This window comes from Erwinia sp. QL-Z3 (assembly GCF_004551645.1).
In the GTDB taxonomy this organism is placed as follows: Bacteria; Pseudomonadota; Gammaproteobacteria; order Enterobacterales; family Enterobacteriaceae; genus Erwinia; species Erwinia billingiae.
The window spans coordinates 4887100-4906693 of record NZ_CP037950.1; the positions used below are offsets into that span (position 1 = coordinate 4887100).

Consider the following 19594-nt stretch of genomic DNA (forward strand, 5'->3'; position numbering starts at 1 on the left):
TTAATCCTGTTGGGGTCAATTCCCGTCTCCTGTGCCAGGGTATGCCGCCCGGTAATGAACTCACCTCTCCTGCATAGCAATTCACCAAACTCGGTGGCTACCGGTCCGGCCGCATGGTTTGCAGAAAGGATGAAGTGAATCCATAGATGAACAGCATCAGAATCCGTCCTGTAAAAAGGCAGCTCCATAATTTTTCTGTGCAGCAAGGCAAACCCCTTACCGGTTGCCTCCGGTCTGTCAGTGGCCTGCTTATCAGGCCGTATGGGTCTTACGTTTGAATAGGCAAGGTTCATGATTACTCCCGGCCTGAGTTGTCGCTGATGCCAGAACGGTATTCAGCGAGGATTCGTGTTACTTCTTCCACTACGGCCTCAGGAAGCGCTAATGCGTGATTGCCAGCCACTACGAACAGGTTGGAATCACAAAGAAGCTCTGCCAGTCGACGTGCCTTGTGAGCGCTGAACTGAGGTATTGCCGCCGATTTGGTAAGCTTGGTCTTGCCAGATGCTTTGGCCTTGCCCAGTTGAATCTCAGCGACTGCGGCAGCATGTGTTCCGTGCTGGCGGGAAAGAGCGACCGCCGTTGTCGGTGCCACCTCGCCAGCCCTCACCATTTCAATTAGGCTGTCGCCGCACTCCAGCAGCTGAAGATGGTGATCAACATCAGCAACGCTGCGTTTTACCTTCTTCGCTATCTCACCCACTTCCCATCCCTGATTGCTCAGGCGCAGATAAGCGGCTGCACGCTCAAGAGGAGCCAAAGCCTTACCCTGAGAACTGGTGACCATGAAGGCAATGCGATCGGCTTCAGTGCCAACAAAGTCTTTGCACTCCAGGCGTGGAATCTCGGTACCGGATTCGGTAGCCAGCTTTGCGCCGTAATACCGGTGATGGCCGTCGATAACCTTGACGCCCTGATCGGTGACCTGAACCGCCAAGGGCGGAACAAACTCGCCAGCAATGAATGCATCCCGGAATTCTTCAACATGCGCCTGATCGATATCACGGACGTTATATCCCGGCTCGACATAAATTTCTGACAGCGGAACAAGGAAGGTCTTTCGTACCGTGGTTTCAGTGCCGTTCTGGTCTTTGTATTTGTACAACTGTGAAAGTGATGACATAATTACTCCTGTGAATTGATCCAGTCATTCGCACTAAGCCGCAAAAGAGTTCGCGCTCTCTTGCGGTTTTTCTTTTGTCATTTCCAGCTGCAGCCGTGAATATTCAAGCTGTATCCAGATCAGATGCCGGTAATGTTCCAGCGGCATTTTCCTTTCTCCAGACATCACAAAATCCTCTACACCGCAGGCGGCGAGAGTTTCCATAATTTCCGGGTATTTTTCGGTTCTTCTGAGGATGGTTGAGTCAGCTACTTCAAGCAGCCTGGCAACCACTGACTGACGGGTGTTTGATAATGCCTGGTGAGCAGTGGCCAGAAGGTGGCGACCGATAAACGCAATACTTCCTGATTTGCGTGATGTTGCGTGTTCCATTTCTTACTATCTCCGTGTTAATTGGTTAGTTACGTGAGCAAGCCGTGGGGCTTGCCACTTAGTTGTTTGCCTGCGGTTAGGCTGGCGGCCTGATTGTTTAAAGAGCGGTATTGCTTAAGCGGCTACGCGGTATGCGGCCTCTTGGTACTTCAGGGCGCCAGCTGTGACGATTTCCAATCGGTAGGCGTCTTTCTCAGGGATAATCTCCTTCCACTGAGATACGGCTGCATCACTAATGCCTAATGCACGTGCTACTGCTCGCTGGGTTCCGAAGTGGCCGATTACATGTTTCTTTTTCATGGACTCGCTCCGAAATTAAAGAACTCTTAAATTATCTAACTAAAGGAAACTTAAGTCAACACGATTTAAGATATCTTAATTATGAAAATCACATCGGTTGGCGAGCGCATACGTGCGCGAAGAAAAGAACTGCGTCTGACGCAGAAAGATTTATCTGCAAAGGTAGGGGTTTCTCACGTCTCGATTTCCCAGTGGGAGAAGGACGAAACATCCCCTCGAGGTGAGAACCTGCTTGCCCTGGCGCGAGCGTTAGGGGTTACAGCAAACTTCATTTCCACTGGGGAAGAGTCGGTTTCGAACGTCTCCCCTTCAGATATGGGAAGTAAAAGGATTCCAGTGCTAAGTTACGTGCAGGCAGGGATGTGGACAGAGAGTCAGGAATACAGGGCTCATGATGGCGGTATCAGCTATCTTCTTATGGACGATAACTGCTCAGAATCTACCTTTGCTCTGGTGATTGAAGGCGATTCCATGATGCCAAAATTCACTCCAGGCGATCGGATTATCGTTGATCCAGATGTTTACCCAGTGCCTGGCGATTTCGTAGTGGCCAGAGATGAGTTGAAGAACGAAACTGTGTTTAAAAAGTACCGTCCCACGGGCACAGATGATCACGGGAACGATGTTTACGAGCTGGTCCCGTTGAACGATGACTTCCCTACTCTGCGTTCAGACTCTGGAAGACTGAACGTGATCGGAACGATGATTGAGCACCGTATAAGCAGGAAAAACCACCGCCGTTAAGCCCACTGGCCGGAAGAGACGTTCAGTTAATCTATGCAAGGAGAGGTTATGAGCATCAGCAGAGTTTTACTTGTTTTGGCATTTGCAGCGTGTATTGCCCTGCTACTGAAGGCAGGAACGCCCCACTTGACAGATTACCTCGATGGCAAGATTGACAGCCAGATTACCAAATGGGCTGATGGCAAGTAGGCCGGAAGAGACGTACGGGTGAGAAGAGGTCGCAGAGATGCGGCCTTTTTTATTACCTCGAATGTTGCAAGCATAAATTAAAAATAATGCTTGCTAGTTTATTTATGCGTTGTTTATTATGCAAGCACATTTCATAACATAGGTGCTTGCATAATGTCTGACAAAAAAATAATTCCAGAAGGTAAAGCAAAGGGTGGGCTCGCCAGAGCCAAGTCCTTAACTAAAGAGCAGCGTGCTGGTATTGCAAAAAAGGCGGCTGCAGCCAGATGGAAAGGCAAGCCTAGTAAGGCAACGCATAAAGGCAGTTTCATGGACGATTTTGGCATTGATGCTGAGTGCTATATTCTGGATGACTTAGATAAAACCGTCGTTGTATCTAAAACTGGACTAGCTAAATTGTTAGGCATAGGCGAACACGGAAGGGATGTTGACCGATTCCTCAACACGAATTATATGTCGAAATTCATTGATCCCTTTTTGCTGGAAAAAATAGAGAAACCTCTTATTTTTCAATGGAGGTCCCCGGTCCCAAACTCTCTCTCAGATGAAGCTCATGGTTTCGATATTGTGCTCATTGGAGATATTGCCACAGCCGTTATAAATGCAGAAAGGGCTGGCGCCTTGCCAGCATCAAGAGCTAAATCAGCTGAACTTGCACAACGGCTTGTAACAGCATCCATGAAGGCTGGTTTAAAAGGCCTAGGATATGCCATTGCAGGATATCGCCCAGAAGTTCAGGAAGTAATTGACGCATTCAAAGCCTTTGTTAGAGAGGAAGCTCGCGGTTATGAAAAAGAATTCCCTGATGAACTTTATGAGGAATGGTACCGCTTGTATCAACTCAATAGGCCAGAACGAGGAAGGCCGATCCGATTTGGTCAATTAACTAACATGCAAATTTATGGACCCCTAGCTAAAAGCAAAGGGAAAATATTAGATCAGATCAAAGCAAGCAGAGAGGAAGGAGGTAAGCCTAGTGACAAATTGCACCTCTTTCTTTCAGAAATTGGAGTAAAGGCACTCCGGCAGCACATCGGTAAGCTCTTAGGTGTGGCGGCAATGAGCGACACTAAAGAAGAGTACGAACAGGGCATAGATAAGGTGTTCGGGAAGATGAAGCCCGATTTTTAATTGTACTGACCACCGACCCGGCCACCGCGCCGGGTTTTTTGTGCCCAAAATCACAGTCCTATCTCTAATTTTTTCGCAAAATAATTAGGCCTGTAATAACCGATCAGGCAAAAACAACAAAGACATACACAGCAACCTTCCGGCCCTAGCGGCCGGTTTTTTGTGCCTGCAGTTTAACCAGCTCACCCCCCCTAAGCCCCCTGAAAGCACCCTGCTCTTTCACCGGTGATCATTCACGATAAATAATTTAAGTTTTCTTTAATTCATGCTTGACGATTAATTTAAGTTGTCTTAAATTAGTTCTCACAGCAGGACGCTGAAGCAGTACGACAGGGAACGCAGTCACTTTAACAATTTGCTCTCCGCTCTAATCGGCGGGGCCAGAATCAGATGATTTTGGGATTGGATGAATGCGCAGGCTGATGCGCACCGGGATCGCAACGTAAGTCGCAGCAGCGCAGTGATAGATGGTATGAGCGGTGTCACCGCACAAGGTCTGGCTAGTGCCATCCAGAAAGTCGGAGATCAGCACCGGCCATCCAATCACCAAAATCATCTAACCCGGAGGTCAATCATGGCAACCATCATCTGGAAAGAACCTAAGCCACAAGGCACAGCTAAAAGCCGCTACAAAGCACGCAGAGCAGCGAAGGTTGCAGAGCGCAGTTTCGATAGGTCGCTTGCGCGTAACTTTGCTGAGGCGGTTACAGGATGCAGCAGCTCGGTATTCAGAGCAGTAACAGCACCTGGAATGCGAAGTAAGCCTGAGCCAAGTGCAGGGAGTATCTGCATGGGTGATGTGGCGTTGTATCAAGCCGGGTTCCGCACAAGCCGTAAAGGTGCGGTTCACATTATTAAGTGAGGGTGTCATGACAAAGTTTACAGAAGTTTGGGCACAAGAATGTCGAGATGAAGTGAAGTATTACCGCTCACGCGCTGCCGAATGCAGAGCAAAAGGCATGAAAGGAGCGCGACGAACTTATATTGAGCTTGCCCTTAAAAACAGGTTTCGCGCCCGAAGGTGGGACTTGGTAGGCCTTAACAGCGGCACTGCCTGGAGTGAGAGATGACAAGCAAGATTGAGGAAACCTTCAACAAACTGAAGCCTCTGGGTGTGTTCATCAGGCCATTTAGCCAGTTTAGTTGCAAAGCTGAGTACAAACAGCGTGGTGATTTCTACCGGGTTACCGTGGATATCCCTGCATCACAGATTAGCGATACTCGTGATGTCAGGGCGGTGATGGGTGATGTTGAAGGAAAGCTTATACCCACCTTGGCGTTTATTGATAACGAATAACAGGCTGCCACCAGGCGGCCTTTTTTATGCCCGGAGCACACCATGATAGTCGACCGCAAAGACGGTAAATGGCGCGTCACACAGATGGCCTGTGGCTGTCATTGGCGTGCTGATTTAACAGAAGGTAAAGGGGTATTTGCAGGCAAGGTAATCAGCCAGCAGATGAACAAAGACCAGTTTGAGAGGTGGAAGGATGAAGGTTATGAATTGGGTGAAATACTCTGAGCGCAAGCCTGATGCAGCCGGTGTTTATCTGTGGCGAATGGGCAGTCGCAAAGTTAAGGGATTAATTGTGGTCGCGAGGGCTAAATTCAGAATGCGCGGCGCAGGACACGAAAATGTTTTATCGCCCGAGTTTGATTACTGGAATGGCTATTCACTGGTTTTACCCGGTGAGCTTCAGTGGGCTGAGAATGATGAATCGGTAGATGATATTACGTTTGAAAACCTACCTACCGCTACAGCATGCCCCTTCTGCAAGAAGACGCCATCTATTAAGGCTTTTGAATGGGATAGAGGCTGCCGCATCGGTCCTGAGCCATACATCCTCAATCAATTCCAGTTGAAGTGCTGTAGTTGGATTGCGCGTGTAACTTTCGATAGCCCTGTCTCCGCCATTGAAAACTGGAACTCAAATTTATCTGGCTGATATCGCAGAGCTGATTCATTGATTCGGCTCGACGATGGCGCCCAGTCATCAACCAACGCGCTTTAGACAAGGTGGCGTTGGCCGTTATTGTTCAGCTTGGCCTCTCCGGAGGCCTTTTTTATGCCCACAGGAGAGGAATATGAGCGAAACAACGGATTTGGTTGTTATTGAAAAAGCGGACGCTTTGTCAGTTTTCAAGGACAAGACCCGTATTGAAGAAATCATTCAGCACATTGAGAAAGAGGCTCGCCTTTTTGTGCCTGACCTCAGCACTGTTACCAGCCGCAAAGCAATTGGCTCCATGGCTAACAAAGTGGCCCGGTCAAAAACTTACATCGACGGCGTAGGCAAGGACGTTGTAGCAGAGTTAAAGGAGCTTCCAAAGCAGATTGATGAACAGCGCCGCATTGTGCGTGAACGTCTGGATGCACTTAAGGATGAAGTCCGCCGACCACTAACCGATTGGGAAGCTGAGCAGGAAAGGATTGCTGCTGAAAAGGCCGCTGAGGAAGAGCGCCAGCGCATCGCAGCTGAAGAGCTGGCCGCCGCTGAAGCGCTGAAAAAGCAGTTCGAATCAGATCACGAAATCGCCCTTCTGCTAAATGACAAATTCGACCGAGACGCAGCTGAAGCAAAGGCCGAAGCAGAACGCCATCGCGTTGCCCGTGAGGAAGAGATTAAGCGGCAGGCTATCGAGCAGGCAAGGCAGGAAGCCGAGCAACAGCAGGCTCGTGAGCATCAGCAGCATCAAGATGCCCTGAGTGAAATTAGCGGCATTCAGCACCAGATAATCATCGCGCGGTCAGGACGTTCAGGCGTTCGTCAGGGTGGCACAATTCAGTGCATCAAAGACACACTCACTGAAACTGTCGCGTGGCCCATCGATGAAAGATTTGGCTCTTTGATTGGTGCTGCTGAAAATGCCAAGCAACAAGCCATTGAACAAATCAAGCAGTTGCTGTCCACGGCTGAAACGATTGAAAGACAGCAGGAAGAACTGGCTACAGCAGAACGTGAAAAACAGGAAGCCGGCCAAAAAGAAGCCACTCGCCTGGCTGAAGAAAAACGCATTGCCGATGAGGCAGCCGCCCGCGCTGCTGACGAAGTGCATCGCAAGACGATCGGCACCGCTGTAGTAAACGCCTTGATCGCTCACGCCGGACTGACTCGCGAAGATGCCATTGCAACACTGGTAGCCCTCAAAGGTGACCTCATCCCCCATACCACCATTAACTATTAAATAACTCATTGGAGCCTTGGATGCTAACCGCAAGTGAAGTGAAAAAGATTCTTAATTACGACAGTGATAGCGGGATTTTTACATGGATACTTCCGGCCTCGAAAAGCATCAAGCCCGGTCGGGTTGCTGGGTCGATATCCTCTAACGGATATCTTAGGATTAAAATTAATGGAAAATCCTACCCCGCCCATCGAATAGCTTGGCTCTTAGTTCATAACACATTCCCCGATACAGAAATCGATCATATCAATGGTGAAAAACTGGACAACAGAATCACCAATTTGAGAATTGCCAGCCGACTGCAAAACAACAGAAACGTCATCAAGAGGAAAGACAACACCTCTGGATTTAAAGGCGTTAGTTGGCAACTACCAAATAAGAAATGGGTAGCTCGGATTTCTGTTAATCGGAAACGGTTGACCATCGGTTTTTTCGATTCAAAAGAAGAGGCAGCAGAAGCTTACAAGCAGGCCTCAATTAAATACCACGGTGAATTCTCACCATTTAAAACAGGAACAGACCCACGATGAACTATGCCATCGAGGGCGGGGCCATTGTGGGCTCCGCTCAGTTTTACCCATCCCAACTTTCACGACTTACCGAACGCCTACGTAAGTCATTCCGCAGCCTAATCGACATTCTGAACCAGCCAGGGAGGCCGTAAATGAAAACTCGTTACTTCAATCGCGCTCAAGAGCTTTGCCGGCTGGCGCAGCTAACTGGAGATGCCCCGCTTTGGGCGATGGCAATGCGGTTACTTCGGAGGTCGGTTAAACCATGAACATCAAATTTCAGTGCGCGTACTTCACGACAAAGTGCGGAGTTCGCCCCGGGGAAATCACCATCACAGCCGAGGAAGTGATGCTTGATGACATCAACGCAAAGGAATTGCTTGGTCAGATTGATGAGCGGGAAATCTTCGAATACCTCAATGCCCGCGGCTACAACGTTCAGGAGAGAGCAGCATGACACTTGCAGATATTGAAGCGCACGAGTGCTTCATCAGCATGATGAAAGCCATTCTGCCTGAGCAGATGACAAATGAACTGGCACAGCAGGAAGCAAATGCCGATCACTTCACGGAGCAGCAGGAAATGATGATGGGAGGTGCCTCATGGAACTTTCAAGATTAGATGAGCCGTTTGACTCAGGTGATATTGAGTGGCGCGTGCAGCAGTCAGGGACGACTGGCCAGGGGAAGGTTTATGCAATGGTTCTGGCGTACGTTACTAATCGGGCGATCATGAACCGGCTGGACGAAGTTTGCGGCAAAGGATTCTGGCGCAATGAGTATCAACCCGCACCATGCGGCGGGGTCATGTGTGGCATCTCAATAAAGTTTGATGGCGAGGGGATCACCAAGTGGGATGCCGCCGAAAACACCCAGGTTGAGGCGGTTAAAGGCGGAATGTCCGGAGCAATGAAACGCGCCGCCGTTCAGTGGGGGATTGGCCGCTATCTCTATAATCTGGAAGAAGGATTTGCTCAGACATCCACTGAAAAGAACAACGCATGGAATCGCGCCAAGACGAAAGACGGAAAGATATTCTGGTGGGCACCACCAACACTTCCTTCTTGGGCATTACCATCACAAAAGCAGAGCCCGCAGGTACAGCCCCAGCCTTCGACACCAACACCGGTTGACGCAGACAAGCTGCTCAGTGACTTCACTGAATATGCTGGAAGTGAAAACGACACCGCCAAACTTCGCAGCGCATACGCCAAAGCATGGAAAGATTTGGCCGGCCACGAAGAACACCAGGAGAAATGCAAAGACATCACCGGCATTCGCCTGGCTGAATTGAAGCAAGCCGCCTAACCCACTCGCAGGAAACCACCATGCCAAACAGTAACCCTCATATTGAGGCCAGATTGCTGCGCCCTAAATCTGACAGAGAGCAGATGTTGGAAAGGATGGCCGCTGACTGTTGTGCGGCATGGCAGGCTGCCAAGGATGGCAAATCTCACCCCCGCCACGTATCGATGGCAGAACGGACCGTTAAGCGATGGACACGGAAGTTTGCGGAAGAGGCGGCGTTCTATCCGAAGCTGCCGCAAATCATCGTGACCGCCCCACTCATTCAGCGCGATGCATTCACCGACTACGAAAGCCACCGCCATGGTGCCGGCTGGTCGGTTCGTCAGGAGTAAGCATGAAGAAAAATCCCTTTTATCGCCGCCGCACCGGATGCAAAAACGATGGCTTCAAGGAATTAGCATGCTGGCAACTCAGCAAGCGGCCTATGACCGGCACGGAGCTGGCGAAGATATTGAAGATGACTGTCACCGACCTTCACGCTCAGATGCGATGGCAGGTCGGAGCCAACCAGACAGCCACCATTGAAGCCAGTGAATGGATTACCGACAGCGAAGGGAATCGCGACCGCATCTACACCCTCACCTCTCGCCCTCAGCGCATTACCCCGAAAGCAGGCAAGACCATCGTGGTTAGCGTGAGGTCGTTCAGCCTGGCTAATGAAGAGCAGCGCCAAAAGAACATCATCGCAGCCCAGCGCCGAGCGCGCTTGTTGCAAGCAGGTCTCTGGCCACTTCAGGAGTAAACCATGAACACAGCACAACACCTAGTTGGCTTTAAGGCCGAACTGCGTTGCTATGCCCAGAACGTTATGAATGTTGTCACGGTATCCGGCGGAAAAGACAGTCTGGCGCAATGGCTACTGGCTATTGAAGCTGGGGTCGAATTCGAGGCTGCTTTCGCTGACACGGGCCATGAGCATGCGCAGACGATGGAATACCTAGACTATCTGGAATCACATCTGGGCCCACTGAAGCGCGTAAAAGCTGACTTTTCAGGTCGGATCGCAGCAAAGCGTGAGTTCGTGAAAGAGCGCTGGCCGGTATCTTTGGTAAAAGACCTTGGCTACTCAGAAGAGGAAGCGGGAAAAATTATCAAGCGTGCTCTGCGCGCGCTTCAACCCACAGGCATACCGTTCCTGGACATGTGCATATGGAAAGGCACATTCCCTTCAACCAAGCGAAAGTTCTGCACATTTGAACTTAAACAAATCCCCATGCAGGAGCAGGTCGTTGACAGGATCGTCAACTCAGGTAAGCGCGTGATCAGCTGGCAGGGTGTCAGGGCGCAGGAGTCACCATCTCGCGCCGCTCTTACGGAATGGGAGGAGGGATTCGATCTGGGTCCAGGGCTATCGCTTTACAGACCAATTCTGCAGTGGACGCATGATGAGGTATTCGCTCTGGCCAGGCGTCATGGCATCAAACCTAACCCACTTTACCAGCAGGGATGCGGGCGGGTTGGGTGCATGCCATGCGTCAGCGTCAATAAGTCCGAGCTGGGGGAGATATTCACTCGCTGGCCGGAAGAAATCAGTCGGGTTGCCGAGTGGGAAAGGATTGTTGCTCAGTGCTCCCGCCGTGGTAATGCAGCTTTCTTCCACTCGGGAATGGACCCGATGAATGCAGAGACAGATGGCAGCAAGGTGACTCTCGAATCCCACGGCATCGAAAACTACCGCGACTGGGCACTTACGACACGTGGCGGACGCCAGTACGACATGCTTGGCGCAATGGAAGACAAAACGGCCTGCAGCAGCATTTATCTTGGGGTCTGCGAATAACCATTGGGCTGGCGTTCTGCCGGCACCAATTACGGAGCTATGAAATGGAAAAATATTACGTATCAGGTTGCCGGGATGACGGCGAAGAAACAGTGACTTGCGAAGACAGCGAAGCAACCTTCTGGACTCTATATGCGCTGGACGACAAAGGACTGAGTCAGGGCATCATTGACCTGGCTTTTCGTGAAGACGCTGAAGCAGCAATGGCGGTTTACGCTGAGCGTGACGCGCTGCAAGAGAAGGTGCAGAAGATGGCTGCTGAGAATGCCCAACTAAAAGAAATCAACGCTCTTTGTGGTCAGCTGGCAAATAATCTGTTTACCGAAAAAGATGCTGCTGAATTTATCTCAGAACTTCGCGCGGGAGAGCAGCCATGATCGATCTGAAAGAACTGAAAGAAATTGCATACAAGGCCAATGAAGCAGGCCAGGGTTCACCAGAAATTGTTGAGTTTCGCGTCACCGCAACCCCAGATGTTGTTATCGCTATGATCAACCAACTGGAAGCCGCAAAGCAGCGCATTGCTGAGTTGGAAGCCGAAATTGCACGCCGGGACGCGGCAGCGGGTGAGCCTGTTGCGTGGCAGTTTTTGGGAGATTCAGGAAAATGGACTGATATTTACGACCCAGCAGAGGCCACCCGATACGGTTACAAGGCCAGAGGCTTGTTCACCGCCCAGCCGTCAGCGTTGCCGCCTGAATATGCCTTAACGGTTGACTTTAACGACTACCATTTAGGCTGGAACAGTTGCCTGAACGCCGCCAAAGAGCTTGGCTGCAAGGCGATTAAGTTGCCAGTTCCATATGTGGATAACCCTTTTGATGGGTTATTTTATAAATGTTCTGAAGTTGTTGAGATGCTTCGCGAACAGGGCTTCACCGTGGAGGGCGAGTGAGTTCGCTTCACTCACAGCAACGGATCATCAATCTCCTCGACCAGCTCACTCCCCTGATTCTTCACGCTGCCCACTGACTTCGATACCGGATGCCAGGTGAATTCATCTGAGGGTATGGACTGCTCCTTGGCGATATCCTGCGCCTCTTCAGAAGTAGTGTCGGGATTGAGCCAGTCCAGCACAGCGGATGTGCTCAGAACCAGCGGCCGGCGGTCATGGATATCGACCAAGCCTTTATCGCTGGCGGCAGTGACAATCACAAAGCCTTCGTTCTCGTTCTGCTTGTCGTAGGGAGCTTTGCCGATAGCGGCGAAGAAGATGGGCTTACCGGATTTGTGGTAGATGAAGTAAGGTTGCTTCTTGCTGCCGTCACGCTTCCACTCATACCAGCCGTCAGCCATAACGATAGCGCGCCCGTGATTCCACAAAGGCTTGAACATGCGGCCGGAGGCGGCGGTCTCTACCCTGGCATTGATCAGTGGTGCTTTGTCCCACCACTCGGGCCCATAGCCCCAGTGAACTGGATCAAGATGAATGGAATCATCTCGCTGGTTTAGCAGCAGGACATTAGTGCCGGGCGCCACGTTATACCGGCCGATCGGTTCAGGGTCGTAAGCAATCTCCCGCTCTACTTCGTCGGCAAACTCTTTCAGGTATTCTTCGCGTGTTCTGTACTGCGTGAATCGTCCGCACATAGGCACCTCCATCTTAAGGATAGTTTAGGCGGTAGATTTGTTCAGCTTGAGTGTGGCGAGGTTCACCGATAGGCGCGATAATGGATTAAAATTCATCAGCTAAACATAAAGGTTAGGCCATAAAATGACAAATGAAGAAAAGCGAGAGCTGGTAGCAACCCTATTTGAGGAGTTGGTTTTGGCTCAGGGAATCATTAAAGAAATATGCCAAGAGCGTGGAATCTTACCACCCTCCGCTTCGCTTGACCGCATGGACAAAGCGCTGGCTAAAGCTCGCCGCGAGCTGCCAGATTTCTAAAAGACGCGAATGTGTTAGAGACCGCCCACCGAGGCGGTTTTTTATTGCCAAAAATTGGAGAAATCCCCATGCATGCAGACATAACCGACCAGGCGTCTGAGCTTGAAGAACTGGAAAGGACTATTGCTTTGGCTAACAGGAAGAAGCCGGAACCACCGTCACCCATTTGCCGCAATGGAGATTGTGGAGAGCAATCTCAGCAGGGTGCGAGCTACTGCTGCCCGGAGTGCAGGAAAGATGATGAGCTTAATCAGTGGGCAGCCAAGCAGCGCCGTGTAGCGTGAGGATGTGCTATGTCGCCAGCACAGGAAAACGCGTTTAGGTCAGTAGCCCGCAAGTGTCGAGCTGAAATCCTCAAGGCCATCACCGGCAAACCCAAGTCAGAGCACGATCGCATTACCACCCTTCTGTTAGACAAACACACTAAACAAATCACCGCGCTGCCGCCAGGTAAGTTCTCAGCACGCCTGTGGCTTACCTATTACGTGCGCGTGGTGGATAAGGAAACCAGAACATGAAAGAGCAGTCTGAAAAAATCGTTTTAATGGATTCGCCCGAGGCGGCCAGTATTCAAACCATCACCGGCTGGGTAGACCGTCAAGGCCGCTATTGGGGTAACGATGAGAACCAGGCGCGTTGGTGCGGAGCAACGCATCGCAAGTGTAAAAACAAACCAGATGAGCATCCAGTCCACAGCACACACGGTTACTGCGAAGAGTGTCACCGCGAAAGTCGTCAGGCAAAGTTTGCTGAAATGGAGCGTGTGGTCTGGGCGGGTGAGCCGCTGGTTATATTTGATGACGACCAGTATTTCTTTGATATTGAGACATTGGCTGATTACTGCTGGGAAAATTCAGTGCTGCCAAGCGAGCTAAAACTGATGGTTTGTGAACCGAACTACCCTCCATATTTCGACGTTGAGCAGCATTGCGAAGAAATTATCCCTGATGGTGGCGATTGTTACTCTCTCCCGCAGGCAGTGCTTGATGCTGCTGATTCCCTTAACAAGGCCATCAAGGAAAGCGAGCCTGTCTCATGGGGCGGAAGTGACCGTGTGGCGATTGTGTCTGACGACATACTGGACGATGAGCAAAAGGAAAAAATCCTAGCAGAGCGCGAAGTGGCCAAGGAGATGAGATGAGCCGGTACACATTTGTCGTTGAGTACGAAGATGGCAAGGAGCCAGCAATAGGTTCGCAGACTGATATACTGGGAGGTCGCCTTTGCTACGTAGCTTTCGACGATATTCGACAATACCAACTCAGTCAGGAAGAGGCGCAAGCGATCACTTTGCTGACGGATGAGAACGAAGATGATTTTTATCAGTGCTGCGCAGAAACAGCAGCAGACCCGGATGAGATTATCGAGAAATTAAAACAACAGGCAACGTGATCACCCTTCCCCACATTCTCATCGCAATAGCATTCGTGATCGCCGCCTGGGCGATATTCAAAATACTCTGAACGAGGTACCCTACTATGCGCGAGCTCCGAGAGGACTCTCTTGTTGACATGAAGTTCATGGTCAGCGATTCTGGTTTCACACCAAAATACTTCTACTCTCAAATCAAAGCCGGGAAACTCTCTCCCCCAACAAAATTAGGCCGCTGCTCTCGTTGGCCGTATCGCGATTATCAAAACTGGAAGAGCCAGTATCTGAACCCCGATAACCAGTCCAATTGAAACTTTGCGGGCATAACTGCGGGCATAATTATTTCCACACTCGAATTTATCCTTCCTACTCAACCCCCTGCATGATGAGTATGCTGTCTGCAGGGGACACCATCTGACCGTTCGCCACCCTCCGTTTTAGTTCGCAGATCCCAAGTCAATCAACCATTCCCTTAAATCATTTTACGCATTGTTTTTTTAGCCGTTTACCTGAGCGGAAAAGAGGCAGGCGATGAAATGTTATTATTAATTTTTATGCCTCTTTAGCATGTTATGCAGCGCCAGAAATATCAGACCAACACCTATCAGTATCAGGAACGCATATCCAAGCGAATGGAACAACCCTATTCCTGCGATCCCACCAGCCAGAAATGACAGCAAGGTGAATGAGTGCAGCCTGAGTCTCTCAAGATAAAGCGGAGCGTCCTTAGGTGATTCCTTTCGCCTGAGCACATCGAAGAGCAAGGCCAGCTCTATACCGATATCCGTAGATGTGCCTGATACATGCGTTGTTCTTACACGCGCGTTAGATATTCGCGTGACGACAGCATTTTGTAAGCCCATTAAAAAGCTCAGGCTTAAGATAAGTAACACGCCGGGGGAAACTGGCGTGAGATAGGTCTCAACAATACCGAGCACGACAAGCCCGACACCCTCAATAAAAATATTAATGGCGTACACCGTACGCATTTTCTTTCTGCGACCTGAATTGATAACAATTGTCGAGAATGCAGAACCGGCAATGAAAATGCTAACAATCGAAAGAAAGAAAATGGCTGGTGCCAGGTTTGCCTTCGCCAGATGATCTGACAGTGAAGAGACGTTTCCCGTCATGTTGGCAGAGAAAAAACCGACAGCTTCAAATGCTGCGGTGTTCAGGGCTCCGGCAACGGCGGCGAGCGTACAAGCAAGTTGTGTATCTGCTACATGACTTCGCGAATTCTCAGTGCTGATTAACATGGAACCTGCCGTGTTCACCTGGGGTAGACACATGATCCGCTCATTTTTCATCAGTGACAAGATGAGCAGCCAGGGTATCTGCAGATGACACCATTGCTTTATTCCCCTTCCCTCAGGTCTTACTCACCGTGTAGCTTTTAACCTTGCCGCCATCGAGTTGCACCGTTAGCGTTTTGCCTTCAGTGGTACTGCCGGCTTTCGCCTGGCTGTAGCTCCACATCATCAGCAGATGATTCTCCGGGTATGGTGTTTCCGTGGTCGGCTGGCCGAACAGCGAAATCAGATCCTGGCGGCTGGTTTGGCCGTACTGGATTTTGCTCAGCTTGGCGTCATCGAAATCCTTGCCGGTTGAAGAGGTGCAGCCGGAAAGAAACAGAACAATGGCCAACACAGTCAGTATTTTTCTCATCTATGTTCTCGTCAAACTGAAGGGCTATCCGACTTTTTCACAGTCGTAGGAACCGCTGATGCGGATCTGGCTGGCGCTGGTTCGCACCACCTGCACGTTCAATGTCGCCTTGCCGTGCTGAACAGCCTGGTCCATATCCAGCATACCCGGTGCCTTGGTATTCTTAACCCGCAGATGGATTTTCACATTATCGTAATCCCCTTTATCACCGGTAAAAGTGACTTTCTGCTGGCTGGGCTTGGTGTTATTGACGTAAACGCTACCGTCCTGGTGGCGATCTAAATGAAAAGGACCGCATTGCATTGCCGCCATTGCCGGTGACAGGCACAGCATTAGCGTGGAGAGAAGCAGGGATGTTTTTATCATAACGGAGGCATGACCTGTTGAAGCGGAGGCAGGAAGTGGACCTGCTAACCAGGGTAAAGTGTGCATCACTGCAATGCATACTTTACCGTTCAGGCCGTCAGTATAACTGATGATAGGGCGAAAGAGATCTGTCGCCCTGGTGTTGAAATTCTATTTGGTGCGCCACATGCGATATTGTCCCCAGAAACCCACCTCGGCGACATATTCCTGATCGGTACCGTCTGCGGTAATATCCAACGTTTTTCTCATTCCCATCGTCAGCACACTACAATCGTTACTGACGCGTAATTTATGCGGCCCGTTTTTCAAATAGGTCGTCACAAATTGGTTCTGACGCAATAAAGCCACTTCAGTATTATCAACGGTAATAACAAACCTACATATCCCACCACTCATGCTGCCAATAAACTGCTTCTGCCGGGTGATGGTGACCTTGGTCTGCTGACCGGATGAAGATGGGGTAACAATCTGATTATCAAAAATTTTATCTGCAGGACCATAAGGCCTTGCACAGCCTGCCAAAGTTAACACTGCTAAGGCCAAAACCAACTTTTTCATTTCCCTGCCCTTTTATTAACGAATTTCCTGAAAGCACGCAAAACGGCCAGATAAAAATAAGGTTATCTGCAAGAGTATTATGTTGAGGGTCGATATATTAACGCCTGGCCATGTTGTTAATCAATAATTATATTTACCATTATCCCCTTTGAAGTGAAAAAAGCGCGACCTGAATTGAATTAATTAATTCTCATTCAATAATATTTTAAAAAACGTCGCATTAAGACAAATTAACAGGGTAAACTCCAGTCATCTGAATAAGGAGATGCACTGAATGCCTGCCACTTTTACCCTGCGTATGGCCCACCGTGTGAGTGATGTTTTGCTGCCCGACCTCAAAGCGCTGATCCCAGCCGAGTCGATGCAGTTCTTCTCAAATGAACTCGATGAAGAGTGGCATTACACTTTGCTCTGCAAGCAGAGTGAGGAAACCTGTTCGCTGGCGGTATCGGCTATTCTGGTCTGGCATCAGTTAAAAAGAATCACCCTGATGAATTACAGCAATGCCACCGTGCAGAAAGATCTTTCCCATTGCGCTGCGGCCGACCTGTTTAACTTCCTGAAAATGCCCGGTGCGGTATTGCACCTGTCCTGATGCGTTCGCCCGATTTGATTAGCCACCGTTATGCCGGTGTATTCCATTGATTGATTTTTGCTCCCTGCCCCTAAGCTGGTGGGAAATACATACCGAATCATGGCGGAGTACCCTATGTCAGAAAAAGATCCTATCGTTGAACGCCTCACCGTTGAAGTCGTTGCCCTCAGGCATATCGTGCAGATGCTGATTGCCTATGGCAACGTGCCAACCGGCGGCAAACTGAATAAATACCTGATGAAAGTGGCCGAGGACGCGGAACATCGCGACGATCGCCACGCGAATAAAGCGATTGCTGACGCTATCCGCAGCTATATTCAGAAGTAATAAAAACCTCGGTCCAGCATCTGGACCGGGGTTTTGCATTAACGTCCGGCCGTTACGAGGTAGCCACCTTAAACGACGAGATGTCCTGAGCCAGCTGTGAAGCCTCTGCCCGTAGTGCCTGGGTGTTTTCCGCGGTCTGATTGACCAACAGCAGGTTTTGCTGAATGCTGCGCTCCATCTGCGAGACGGCCAGCGTCACTTCACCAATGCCTTTACTCTGCTCATCGCCCGCAACGCGGATTTCACCAACAACCTGCTTCACTTTCAGCACGTCGTTCACCAAACCTTCCAGCTGTTCGCCTGCACCTTCCACCAGTTTACTGCCTGCCAGCACCGTGGTATCCGACTGGCTGATCAAGGTTTTGATCTCCTGCGCCGCATTAGCGCTTCGCTGTGCCAGCGCGCGGACTTCGGCGGCCACTACCGCAAATCCACGGCCCTGCTCACCGGCCCTGGCGGCTTCAACCGCAGCGTTCAGCGCCAGAATATTGGTCTGGAAAGCAATGCCATCAATCACACTCAGGATCTCGCCGACGCGGCTGGAAGAGGTTTTGATGGTCGCCATGGTATCAATCACTTTATGCATTACTTCGCTGCTGCTGCGGGCAATCTGCGCCGTCTGCTCGGTGAAGGCATCTGCCAGCCGGGTGTTCTCGGCATTCTGCTGCACGGTGGCGTTGAGCTGCTCCATCGCAGCGGCACTCTGCTCCAATGCAGCGGCCTGATCGCCAATCTTCGCCGACAGGGCCTGATTGCCCTCTGCCAGGAAGGTGGCATTGGCAGCCACGTTGATGCCGCTGGCCTGCACATTAGTGATAACCCCGGCGATCTTGTCGACAAACTGGTTAAACGATACGGCAATTTCCGCGATCTCATCCTTGCCGGAAGCATCCAGACGGCGGGTTAAATCCCCATCGCCATTGGCAATCTCATCCAGCGCGGCACGCGTGGATTCAAGACGCGTGGTCAGCCCGCGTGCAAACAACCAGGCACCCGCCAGCAGAACCAGCAGCGCCGGGATCAGCACCACGAAGATATCCTGCATGATATTTCTGGCCAACGCGGTCACGTTTGCTTCCGGCGTGACCAGGCCGATCACCCAGCCGGTATCCGGCATCTTAAACAGCGTGACCTGAGCACGGGTATGCAGGTAATCATCCTGCAAATTATTCAGCGTGGTGGTTCCCGGCTGATGGGCTGCCGTCGCAAGGCCTTTTACCACCGGCGCCAGCCACTTCTGCTCATCCGCCAGCGCGCTGAATTTCTTCAACGCTTTGTCTTTACTGCCGGGGAAATACAGCACGTTACCGGACTGGTCCAACGCGAAGGCATAGCCGCCGGTCAGGTTGCCATTCTTGGCCATAAAGCCAGACAGGTTATCCAAAAGCACGTCAAAGGTTGCCACGCCGGCAAACCTGTCGCCCGCGCTGTAAGGCACGCTACAGGTGACCATATTCACGTTGGAAACCGGGTCCTGGTACACTTCGGACCAGTTACACTTGCTGCGCGATGCCGCTTTAGTTGAGGTGTACCAACTTTCATTGTGGTAACCCGCACCGGCAGGATCGTTGTAGCCGTCGGAGTAATCCAGCGTGCCGTTGGCGCCGCGTGACCAGAAGAAGCTGCGACGGGCAACCCCCTCGGTAAAGGCATTCGGTTCCGGCCAGATGCCGCCACCGGCAATGCTTTTGTCACCTTTGCTGTCGATAATCTGCGGCAGCACGCTCTTGAATAAATCGTCCTGATGGGGCAGCACTTCCGCCAGACGCGCCATGCTGACGACTTCGCCTTCAATGCGGATCAACTGCTGATTCAGCTGGCCGACAATGTTTTCGCCGGTCTGCTGGATCAGACTGTTACTGGCTTCGATCACCCTCGGTTGGCCGCGCAGCGAGATGGCAAGATAAACAATTAATGTGATGAGTAGCAGCATCGAAATGCCACCTAGTGTCAATTTCCCTGACAGACGAACTGGGATCCCCGGCATAGTGATTTCCTTCATAGTAAAGAAGTCGTGATAACTGAGAGAAAGGGTGGCGTAAGAGATGACACAGCGTGATTGTTAACCATCACATCCTCGGGTTATCGGCCTGCCGTGAGAAAACCTTAAACAGAGTATGTCAGCGCAGGTAAAGGATCGGATTTACCCTTCATTCATCGCCGCGCTTAATTGATAA

33 protein-coding genes are annotated in these 19594 nt (G+C 50.7%); 24 read left to right on the forward strand and 9 right to left on the reverse strand.

Going from position 1 to position 19594, the window contains the following annotated elements; genetic code table 11:
- Positions 1-295 precede the first annotated feature (295 nt).
- The 3 genes from E2F51_RS23505 to E2F51_RS23515 form a co-directional block, all read right to left on the reverse strand.
- Entirely contained in the window at positions 296-1123 is an 828-nt protein-coding gene (locus E2F51_RS23505) for a DNA-binding protein (RefSeq protein WP_134824753.1), read from the reverse strand.
- Positions 1124-1156: 33 nt separating this feature from the next.
- Positions 1157-1495, reverse strand: coding sequence for a hypothetical protein (locus E2F51_RS23510; RefSeq protein WP_134824754.1), 339 nt, complete (start codon positions 1493-1495; stop codon positions 1157-1159).
- A gap of 114 nt (positions 1496-1609) precedes the next feature.
- Positions 1610-1795, reverse strand: a complete 186-nt coding sequence (locus E2F51_RS23515; RefSeq protein ID WP_134824755.1) for a Cro/CI family transcriptional regulator — start codon at positions 1793-1795, stop codon at positions 1610-1612.
- An 81-nt stretch (positions 1796-1876) separates the two neighbouring features.
- On the opposite strand from E2F51_RS23515, the gene E2F51_RS23520 reads away from it, so the two are divergent.
- The 18 genes from E2F51_RS23520 (at position 1877) to E2F51_RS23595 (ending at position 11539) form a co-directional block, all read left to right on the forward strand.
- A complete protein-coding gene (locus tag E2F51_RS23520) occupies positions 1877-2539 on the forward strand; it encodes a LexA family transcriptional regulator (RefSeq protein ID WP_134824756.1) in 663 nt (220 codons plus the stop codon).
- Positions 2540-2587: 48 nt separating this feature from the next.
- A complete protein-coding gene (locus E2F51_RS23915; RefSeq protein WP_167738427.1) occupies positions 2588-2728 on the forward strand; it encodes a hypothetical protein in 141 nt (46 codons plus the stop codon).
- A 153-nt stretch (positions 2729-2881) separates the two neighbouring features.
- Entirely contained in the window at positions 2882-3859 is a 978-nt protein-coding gene (locus E2F51_RS23525; protein WP_134824757.1) for a P63C domain-containing protein, read from the forward strand.
- A gap of 574 nt (positions 3860-4433) precedes the next feature.
- Positions 4434-4721, forward strand: a complete 288-nt coding sequence (locus E2F51_RS23530) for a hypothetical protein (protein ID WP_134824758.1) — start codon at positions 4434-4436, stop codon at positions 4719-4721.
- A 204-nt stretch (positions 4722-4925) separates the two neighbouring features.
- The gene (locus E2F51_RS23535; RefSeq protein ID WP_134824759.1) at positions 4926-5156 is read left to right on the forward strand and encodes a hypothetical protein; all 231 of its coding nucleotides are present in this window, start codon (positions 4926-4928) and stop codon (positions 5154-5156) included.
- 42 nt (positions 5157-5198) lie between these two features.
- Positions 5199-5381, forward strand: coding sequence for a hypothetical protein (locus E2F51_RS23540; RefSeq protein ID WP_134824760.1), 183 nt, complete (start codon positions 5199-5201; stop codon positions 5379-5381).
- Positions 5359-5805 carry a hypothetical protein gene (locus E2F51_RS23545; RefSeq protein WP_134824761.1) on the forward strand — a complete coding sequence of 149 codons (447 nt, stop codon included), beginning with the start codon at positions 5359-5361 and terminating at the stop codon, positions 5803-5805. The genes E2F51_RS23540 and E2F51_RS23545 overlap by 23 nt, the downstream gene beginning before the upstream one ends.
- Before the next feature lie 139 nt (positions 5806-5944).
- Complete coding sequence (locus E2F51_RS23550; RefSeq protein WP_134824762.1) at positions 5945-7045, forward strand: hypothetical protein; 1101 nt, start codon at positions 5945-5947, stop codon at positions 7043-7045.
- Between the two features lie 20 nt (positions 7046-7065).
- Positions 7066-7575, forward strand: coding sequence for an HNH endonuclease (locus E2F51_RS23555; protein WP_134824763.1), 510 nt, complete (start codon positions 7066-7068; stop codon positions 7573-7575).
- Positions 7572-7709 (forward strand): protease FtsH-inhibitory lysogeny factor CIII, encoded by a 138-nt coding sequence (locus E2F51_RS23560; protein ID WP_134824764.1) that lies wholly within the window; start codon positions 7572-7574, stop codon positions 7707-7709. The genes E2F51_RS23555 and E2F51_RS23560 overlap by 4 nt, the downstream gene beginning before the upstream one ends.
- A 113-nt stretch (positions 7710-7822) precedes the next feature.
- Positions 7823-8014 (forward strand): hypothetical protein, encoded by a 192-nt coding sequence (locus tag E2F51_RS23565; RefSeq protein WP_134824765.1) that lies wholly within the window; start codon positions 7823-7825, stop codon positions 8012-8014.
- Positions 8011-8178 (forward strand): hypothetical protein, encoded by a 168-nt coding sequence (locus E2F51_RS23920; RefSeq protein WP_167738428.1) that lies wholly within the window; start codon positions 8011-8013, stop codon positions 8176-8178. The genes E2F51_RS23565 and E2F51_RS23920 overlap by 4 nt, the downstream gene beginning before the upstream one ends.
- Positions 8160-8864 (forward strand): Rad52/Rad22 family DNA repair protein, encoded by a 705-nt coding sequence (locus E2F51_RS23570; RefSeq protein ID WP_134824766.1) that lies wholly within the window; start codon positions 8160-8162, stop codon positions 8862-8864. Before E2F51_RS23920 ends, E2F51_RS23570 begins: the two co-directional genes overlap by 19 nt.
- A gap of 20 nt (positions 8865-8884) precedes the next feature.
- The gene (locus E2F51_RS23575) at positions 8885-9196 is read left to right on the forward strand and encodes a hypothetical protein (protein WP_134824767.1); all 312 of its coding nucleotides are present in this window, start codon (positions 8885-8887) and stop codon (positions 9194-9196) included.
- Positions 9197-9198: 2 nt separating this feature from the next.
- The gene (locus tag E2F51_RS23580) at positions 9199-9606 is read left to right on the forward strand and encodes a hypothetical protein (RefSeq protein WP_134824768.1); all 408 of its coding nucleotides are present in this window, start codon (positions 9199-9201) and stop codon (positions 9604-9606) included.
- Positions 9607-9609: 3 nt separating this feature from the next.
- Complete coding sequence (locus E2F51_RS23585) at positions 9610-10644, forward strand: phosphoadenosine phosphosulfate reductase family protein (protein ID WP_134824769.1); 1035 nt, start codon at positions 9610-9612, stop codon at positions 10642-10644.
- A 44-nt stretch (positions 10645-10688) separates the two neighbouring features.
- Positions 10689-11021 (forward strand): hypothetical protein, encoded by a 333-nt coding sequence (locus E2F51_RS23590; RefSeq protein WP_134824770.1) that lies wholly within the window; start codon positions 10689-10691, stop codon positions 11019-11021.
- Entirely contained in the window at positions 11018-11539 is a 522-nt protein-coding gene (locus E2F51_RS23595; protein ID WP_134824771.1) for a hypothetical protein, read from the forward strand. Before E2F51_RS23590 ends, E2F51_RS23595 begins: the two co-directional genes overlap by 4 nt.
- 11 nt (positions 11540-11550) lie before the next feature.
- On the opposite strand, the gene E2F51_RS23600 is transcribed toward E2F51_RS23595, so the two are convergent.
- Positions 11551-12234, reverse strand: a complete 684-nt coding sequence (locus tag E2F51_RS23600) for an SOS response-associated peptidase family protein (protein WP_134824772.1) — start codon at positions 12232-12234, stop codon at positions 11551-11553.
- A 124-nt stretch (positions 12235-12358) separates the two neighbouring features.
- Here E2F51_RS23600 and E2F51_RS23925 point away from each other — a divergent pair, with 124 nt between their 5' ends.
- The 4 genes from E2F51_RS23925 (at position 12359) to E2F51_RS23620 (ending at position 13924) form a co-directional block, all read left to right on the forward strand.
- Positions 12359-12532, forward strand: a complete 174-nt coding sequence (locus E2F51_RS23925; RefSeq protein WP_167738429.1) for a hypothetical protein — start codon at positions 12359-12361, stop codon at positions 12530-12532.
- 293 nt (positions 12533-12825) lie between these two features.
- Positions 12826-13050, forward strand: a complete 225-nt coding sequence (locus E2F51_RS23610) for a hypothetical protein (RefSeq protein WP_134824773.1) — start codon at positions 12826-12828, stop codon at positions 13048-13050.
- Entirely contained in the window at positions 13047-13673 is a 627-nt protein-coding gene (locus tag E2F51_RS23615; protein ID WP_134824774.1) for a hypothetical protein, read from the forward strand. Before E2F51_RS23610 ends, E2F51_RS23615 begins: the two co-directional genes overlap by 4 nt.
- Positions 13670-13924, forward strand: a complete 255-nt coding sequence (locus E2F51_RS23620) for a hypothetical protein (protein ID WP_134824775.1) — start codon at positions 13670-13672, stop codon at positions 13922-13924. The genes E2F51_RS23615 and E2F51_RS23620 overlap by 4 nt, the downstream gene beginning before the upstream one ends.
- Before the next feature lie 524 nt (positions 13925-14448).
- On the opposite strand, the gene E2F51_RS23630 is transcribed toward E2F51_RS23620, so the two are convergent.
- The 4 genes from E2F51_RS23630 to E2F51_RS23645 all read right to left on the reverse strand — a co-directional run bounded on the left by E2F51_RS23630 (position 14449) and on the right by E2F51_RS23645 (position 16495).
- Positions 14449-15162, reverse strand: coding sequence for a YoaK family protein (locus E2F51_RS23630; protein WP_134824777.1), 714 nt, complete (start codon positions 15160-15162; stop codon positions 14449-14451).
- A gap of 112 nt (positions 15163-15274) precedes the next feature.
- Positions 15275-15571: a hypothetical protein gene (locus tag E2F51_RS23635; protein WP_013203245.1), complete on the reverse strand. Its 297-nt coding sequence runs from the start codon at positions 15569-15571 to the stop codon at positions 15275-15277.
- 24 nt (positions 15572-15595) lie between these two features.
- Positions 15596-15937, reverse strand: coding sequence for a hypothetical protein (locus E2F51_RS23640; protein WP_134824778.1), 342 nt, complete (start codon positions 15935-15937; stop codon positions 15596-15598).
- Between the two features lie 150 nt (positions 15938-16087).
- The gene (locus tag E2F51_RS23645; protein WP_167738430.1) at positions 16088-16495 is read right to left on the reverse strand and encodes a hypothetical protein; all 408 of its coding nucleotides are present in this window, start codon (positions 16493-16495) and stop codon (positions 16088-16090) included.
- Positions 16496-16769: 274 nt separating this feature from the next.
- Here E2F51_RS23645 and E2F51_RS23650 point away from each other — a divergent pair, with 274 nt between their 5' ends.
- Both E2F51_RS23650 and E2F51_RS23655 read left to right on the forward strand, forming a co-directional pair.
- Positions 16770-17090 carry a hypothetical protein gene (locus E2F51_RS23650; protein WP_245174161.1) on the forward strand — a complete coding sequence of 107 codons (321 nt, stop codon included), beginning with the start codon at positions 16770-16772 and terminating at the stop codon, positions 17088-17090.
- Positions 17091-17204: 114 nt separating this feature from the next.
- Positions 17205-17417 (forward strand): hypothetical protein, encoded by a 213-nt coding sequence (locus E2F51_RS23655; RefSeq protein WP_013203249.1) that lies wholly within the window; start codon positions 17205-17207, stop codon positions 17415-17417.
- Between the two features lie 52 nt (positions 17418-17469).
- Here the strand turns inward: E2F51_RS23655 and E2F51_RS23660 are convergent, their stop codons facing one another.
- Positions 17470-19404, reverse strand: coding sequence for a methyl-accepting chemotaxis protein (locus tag E2F51_RS23660; RefSeq protein WP_134824779.1), 1935 nt, complete (start codon positions 19402-19404; stop codon positions 17470-17472).
- Positions 19405-19594 lie beyond the last annotated feature (190 nt).

Bases quoted from the DNA above. Each gene is read 5' to 3' on its own strand.
- E2F51_RS23505 (WP_134824753.1), bottom strand. From the start codon at position 1,123: ATGTCATCACTTTCACAGTTGTACAAATACAAAGACCAGAACGGCACT.
- E2F51_RS23510 (WP_134824754.1), bottom strand. From the start codon at position 1,495: ATGGAACACGCAACATCACGCAAATCAGGAAGTATTGCGTTTATCGGT.
- E2F51_RS23515 (WP_134824755.1), bottom strand. From the start codon at position 1,795: ATGAAAAAGAAACATGTAATCGGCCACTTCGGAACCCAGCGAGCAGTA.
- E2F51_RS23520 (WP_134824756.1), top strand. From the start codon at position 1,877: ATGAAAATCACATCGGTTGGCGAGCGCATACGTGCGCGAAGAAAAGAA.
- E2F51_RS23915 (WP_167738427.1), top strand. From the start codon at position 2,588: ATGAGCATCAGCAGAGTTTTACTTGTTTTGGCATTTGCAGCGTGTATT.
- E2F51_RS23525 (WP_134824757.1), top strand. From the start codon at position 2,882: ATGTCTGACAAAAAAATAATTCCAGAAGGTAAAGCAAAGGGTGGGCTC.
- E2F51_RS23530 (WP_134824758.1), top strand. From the start codon at position 4,434: ATGGCAACCATCATCTGGAAAGAACCTAAGCCACAAGGCACAGCTAAA.
- E2F51_RS23535 (WP_134824759.1), top strand. From the start codon at position 4,926: ATGACAAGCAAGATTGAGGAAACCTTCAACAAACTGAAGCCTCTGGGT.
- E2F51_RS23540 (WP_134824760.1), top strand. From the start codon at position 5,199: ATGATAGTCGACCGCAAAGACGGTAAATGGCGCGTCACACAGATGGCC.
- E2F51_RS23545 (WP_134824761.1), top strand. From the start codon at position 5,359: ATGAATTGGGTGAAATACTCTGAGCGCAAGCCTGATGCAGCCGGTGTT.
- E2F51_RS23550 (WP_134824762.1), top strand. From the start codon at position 5,945: ATGAGCGAAACAACGGATTTGGTTGTTATTGAAAAAGCGGACGCTTTG.
- E2F51_RS23555 (WP_134824763.1), top strand. From the start codon at position 7,066: ATGCTAACCGCAAGTGAAGTGAAAAAGATTCTTAATTACGACAGTGAT.
- E2F51_RS23560 (WP_134824764.1), top strand. From the start codon at position 7,572: ATGAACTATGCCATCGAGGGCGGGGCCATTGTGGGCTCCGCTCAGTTT.
- E2F51_RS23565 (WP_134824765.1), top strand. From the start codon at position 7,823: ATGAACATCAAATTTCAGTGCGCGTACTTCACGACAAAGTGCGGAGTT.
- E2F51_RS23920 (WP_167738428.1), top strand. From the start codon at position 8,011: ATGACACTTGCAGATATTGAAGCGCACGAGTGCTTCATCAGCATGATG.
- E2F51_RS23570 (WP_134824766.1), top strand. From the start codon at position 8,160: ATGGAACTTTCAAGATTAGATGAGCCGTTTGACTCAGGTGATATTGAG.
- E2F51_RS23575 (WP_134824767.1), top strand. From the start codon at position 8,885: ATGCCAAACAGTAACCCTCATATTGAGGCCAGATTGCTGCGCCCTAAA.
- E2F51_RS23580 (WP_134824768.1), top strand. From the start codon at position 9,199: ATGAAGAAAAATCCCTTTTATCGCCGCCGCACCGGATGCAAAAACGAT.
- E2F51_RS23585 (WP_134824769.1), top strand. From the start codon at position 9,610: ATGAACACAGCACAACACCTAGTTGGCTTTAAGGCCGAACTGCGTTGC.
- E2F51_RS23590 (WP_134824770.1), top strand. From the start codon at position 10,689: ATGGAAAAATATTACGTATCAGGTTGCCGGGATGACGGCGAAGAAACA.
- E2F51_RS23595 (WP_134824771.1), top strand. From the start codon at position 11,018: ATGATCGATCTGAAAGAACTGAAAGAAATTGCATACAAGGCCAATGAA.
- E2F51_RS23600 (WP_134824772.1), bottom strand. From the start codon at position 12,234: ATGTGCGGACGATTCACGCAGTACAGAACACGCGAAGAATACCTGAAA.
- E2F51_RS23925 (WP_167738429.1), top strand. From the start codon at position 12,359: ATGACAAATGAAGAAAAGCGAGAGCTGGTAGCAACCCTATTTGAGGAG.
- E2F51_RS23610 (WP_134824773.1), top strand. From the start codon at position 12,826: ATGTCGCCAGCACAGGAAAACGCGTTTAGGTCAGTAGCCCGCAAGTGT.
- E2F51_RS23615 (WP_134824774.1), top strand. From the start codon at position 13,047: ATGAAAGAGCAGTCTGAAAAAATCGTTTTAATGGATTCGCCCGAGGCG.
- E2F51_RS23620 (WP_134824775.1), top strand. From the start codon at position 13,670: ATGAGCCGGTACACATTTGTCGTTGAGTACGAAGATGGCAAGGAGCCA.
- E2F51_RS23630 (WP_134824777.1), bottom strand. From the start codon at position 15,162: ATGTTAATCAGCACTGAGAATTCGCGAAGTCATGTAGCAGATACACAA.
- E2F51_RS23635 (WP_013203245.1), bottom strand. From the start codon at position 15,571: ATGAGAAAAATACTGACTGTGTTGGCCATTGTTCTGTTTCTTTCCGGC.
- E2F51_RS23640 (WP_134824778.1), bottom strand. From the start codon at position 15,937: ATGATAAAAACATCCCTGCTTCTCTCCACGCTAATGCTGTGCCTGTCA.
- E2F51_RS23645 (WP_167738430.1), bottom strand. From the start codon at position 16,495: ATGAAAAAGTTGGTTTTGGCCTTAGCAGTGTTAACTTTGGCAGGCTGT.
- E2F51_RS23650 (WP_245174161.1), top strand. From the start codon at position 16,770: ATGCCTGCCACTTTTACCCTGCGTATGGCCCACCGTGTGAGTGATGTT.
- E2F51_RS23655 (WP_013203249.1), top strand. From the start codon at position 17,205: ATGTCAGAAAAAGATCCTATCGTTGAACGCCTCACCGTTGAAGTCGTT.
- E2F51_RS23660 (WP_134824779.1), bottom strand. From the start codon at position 19,404: ATGCCGGGGATCCCAGTTCGTCTGTCAGGGAAATTGACACTAGGTGGC.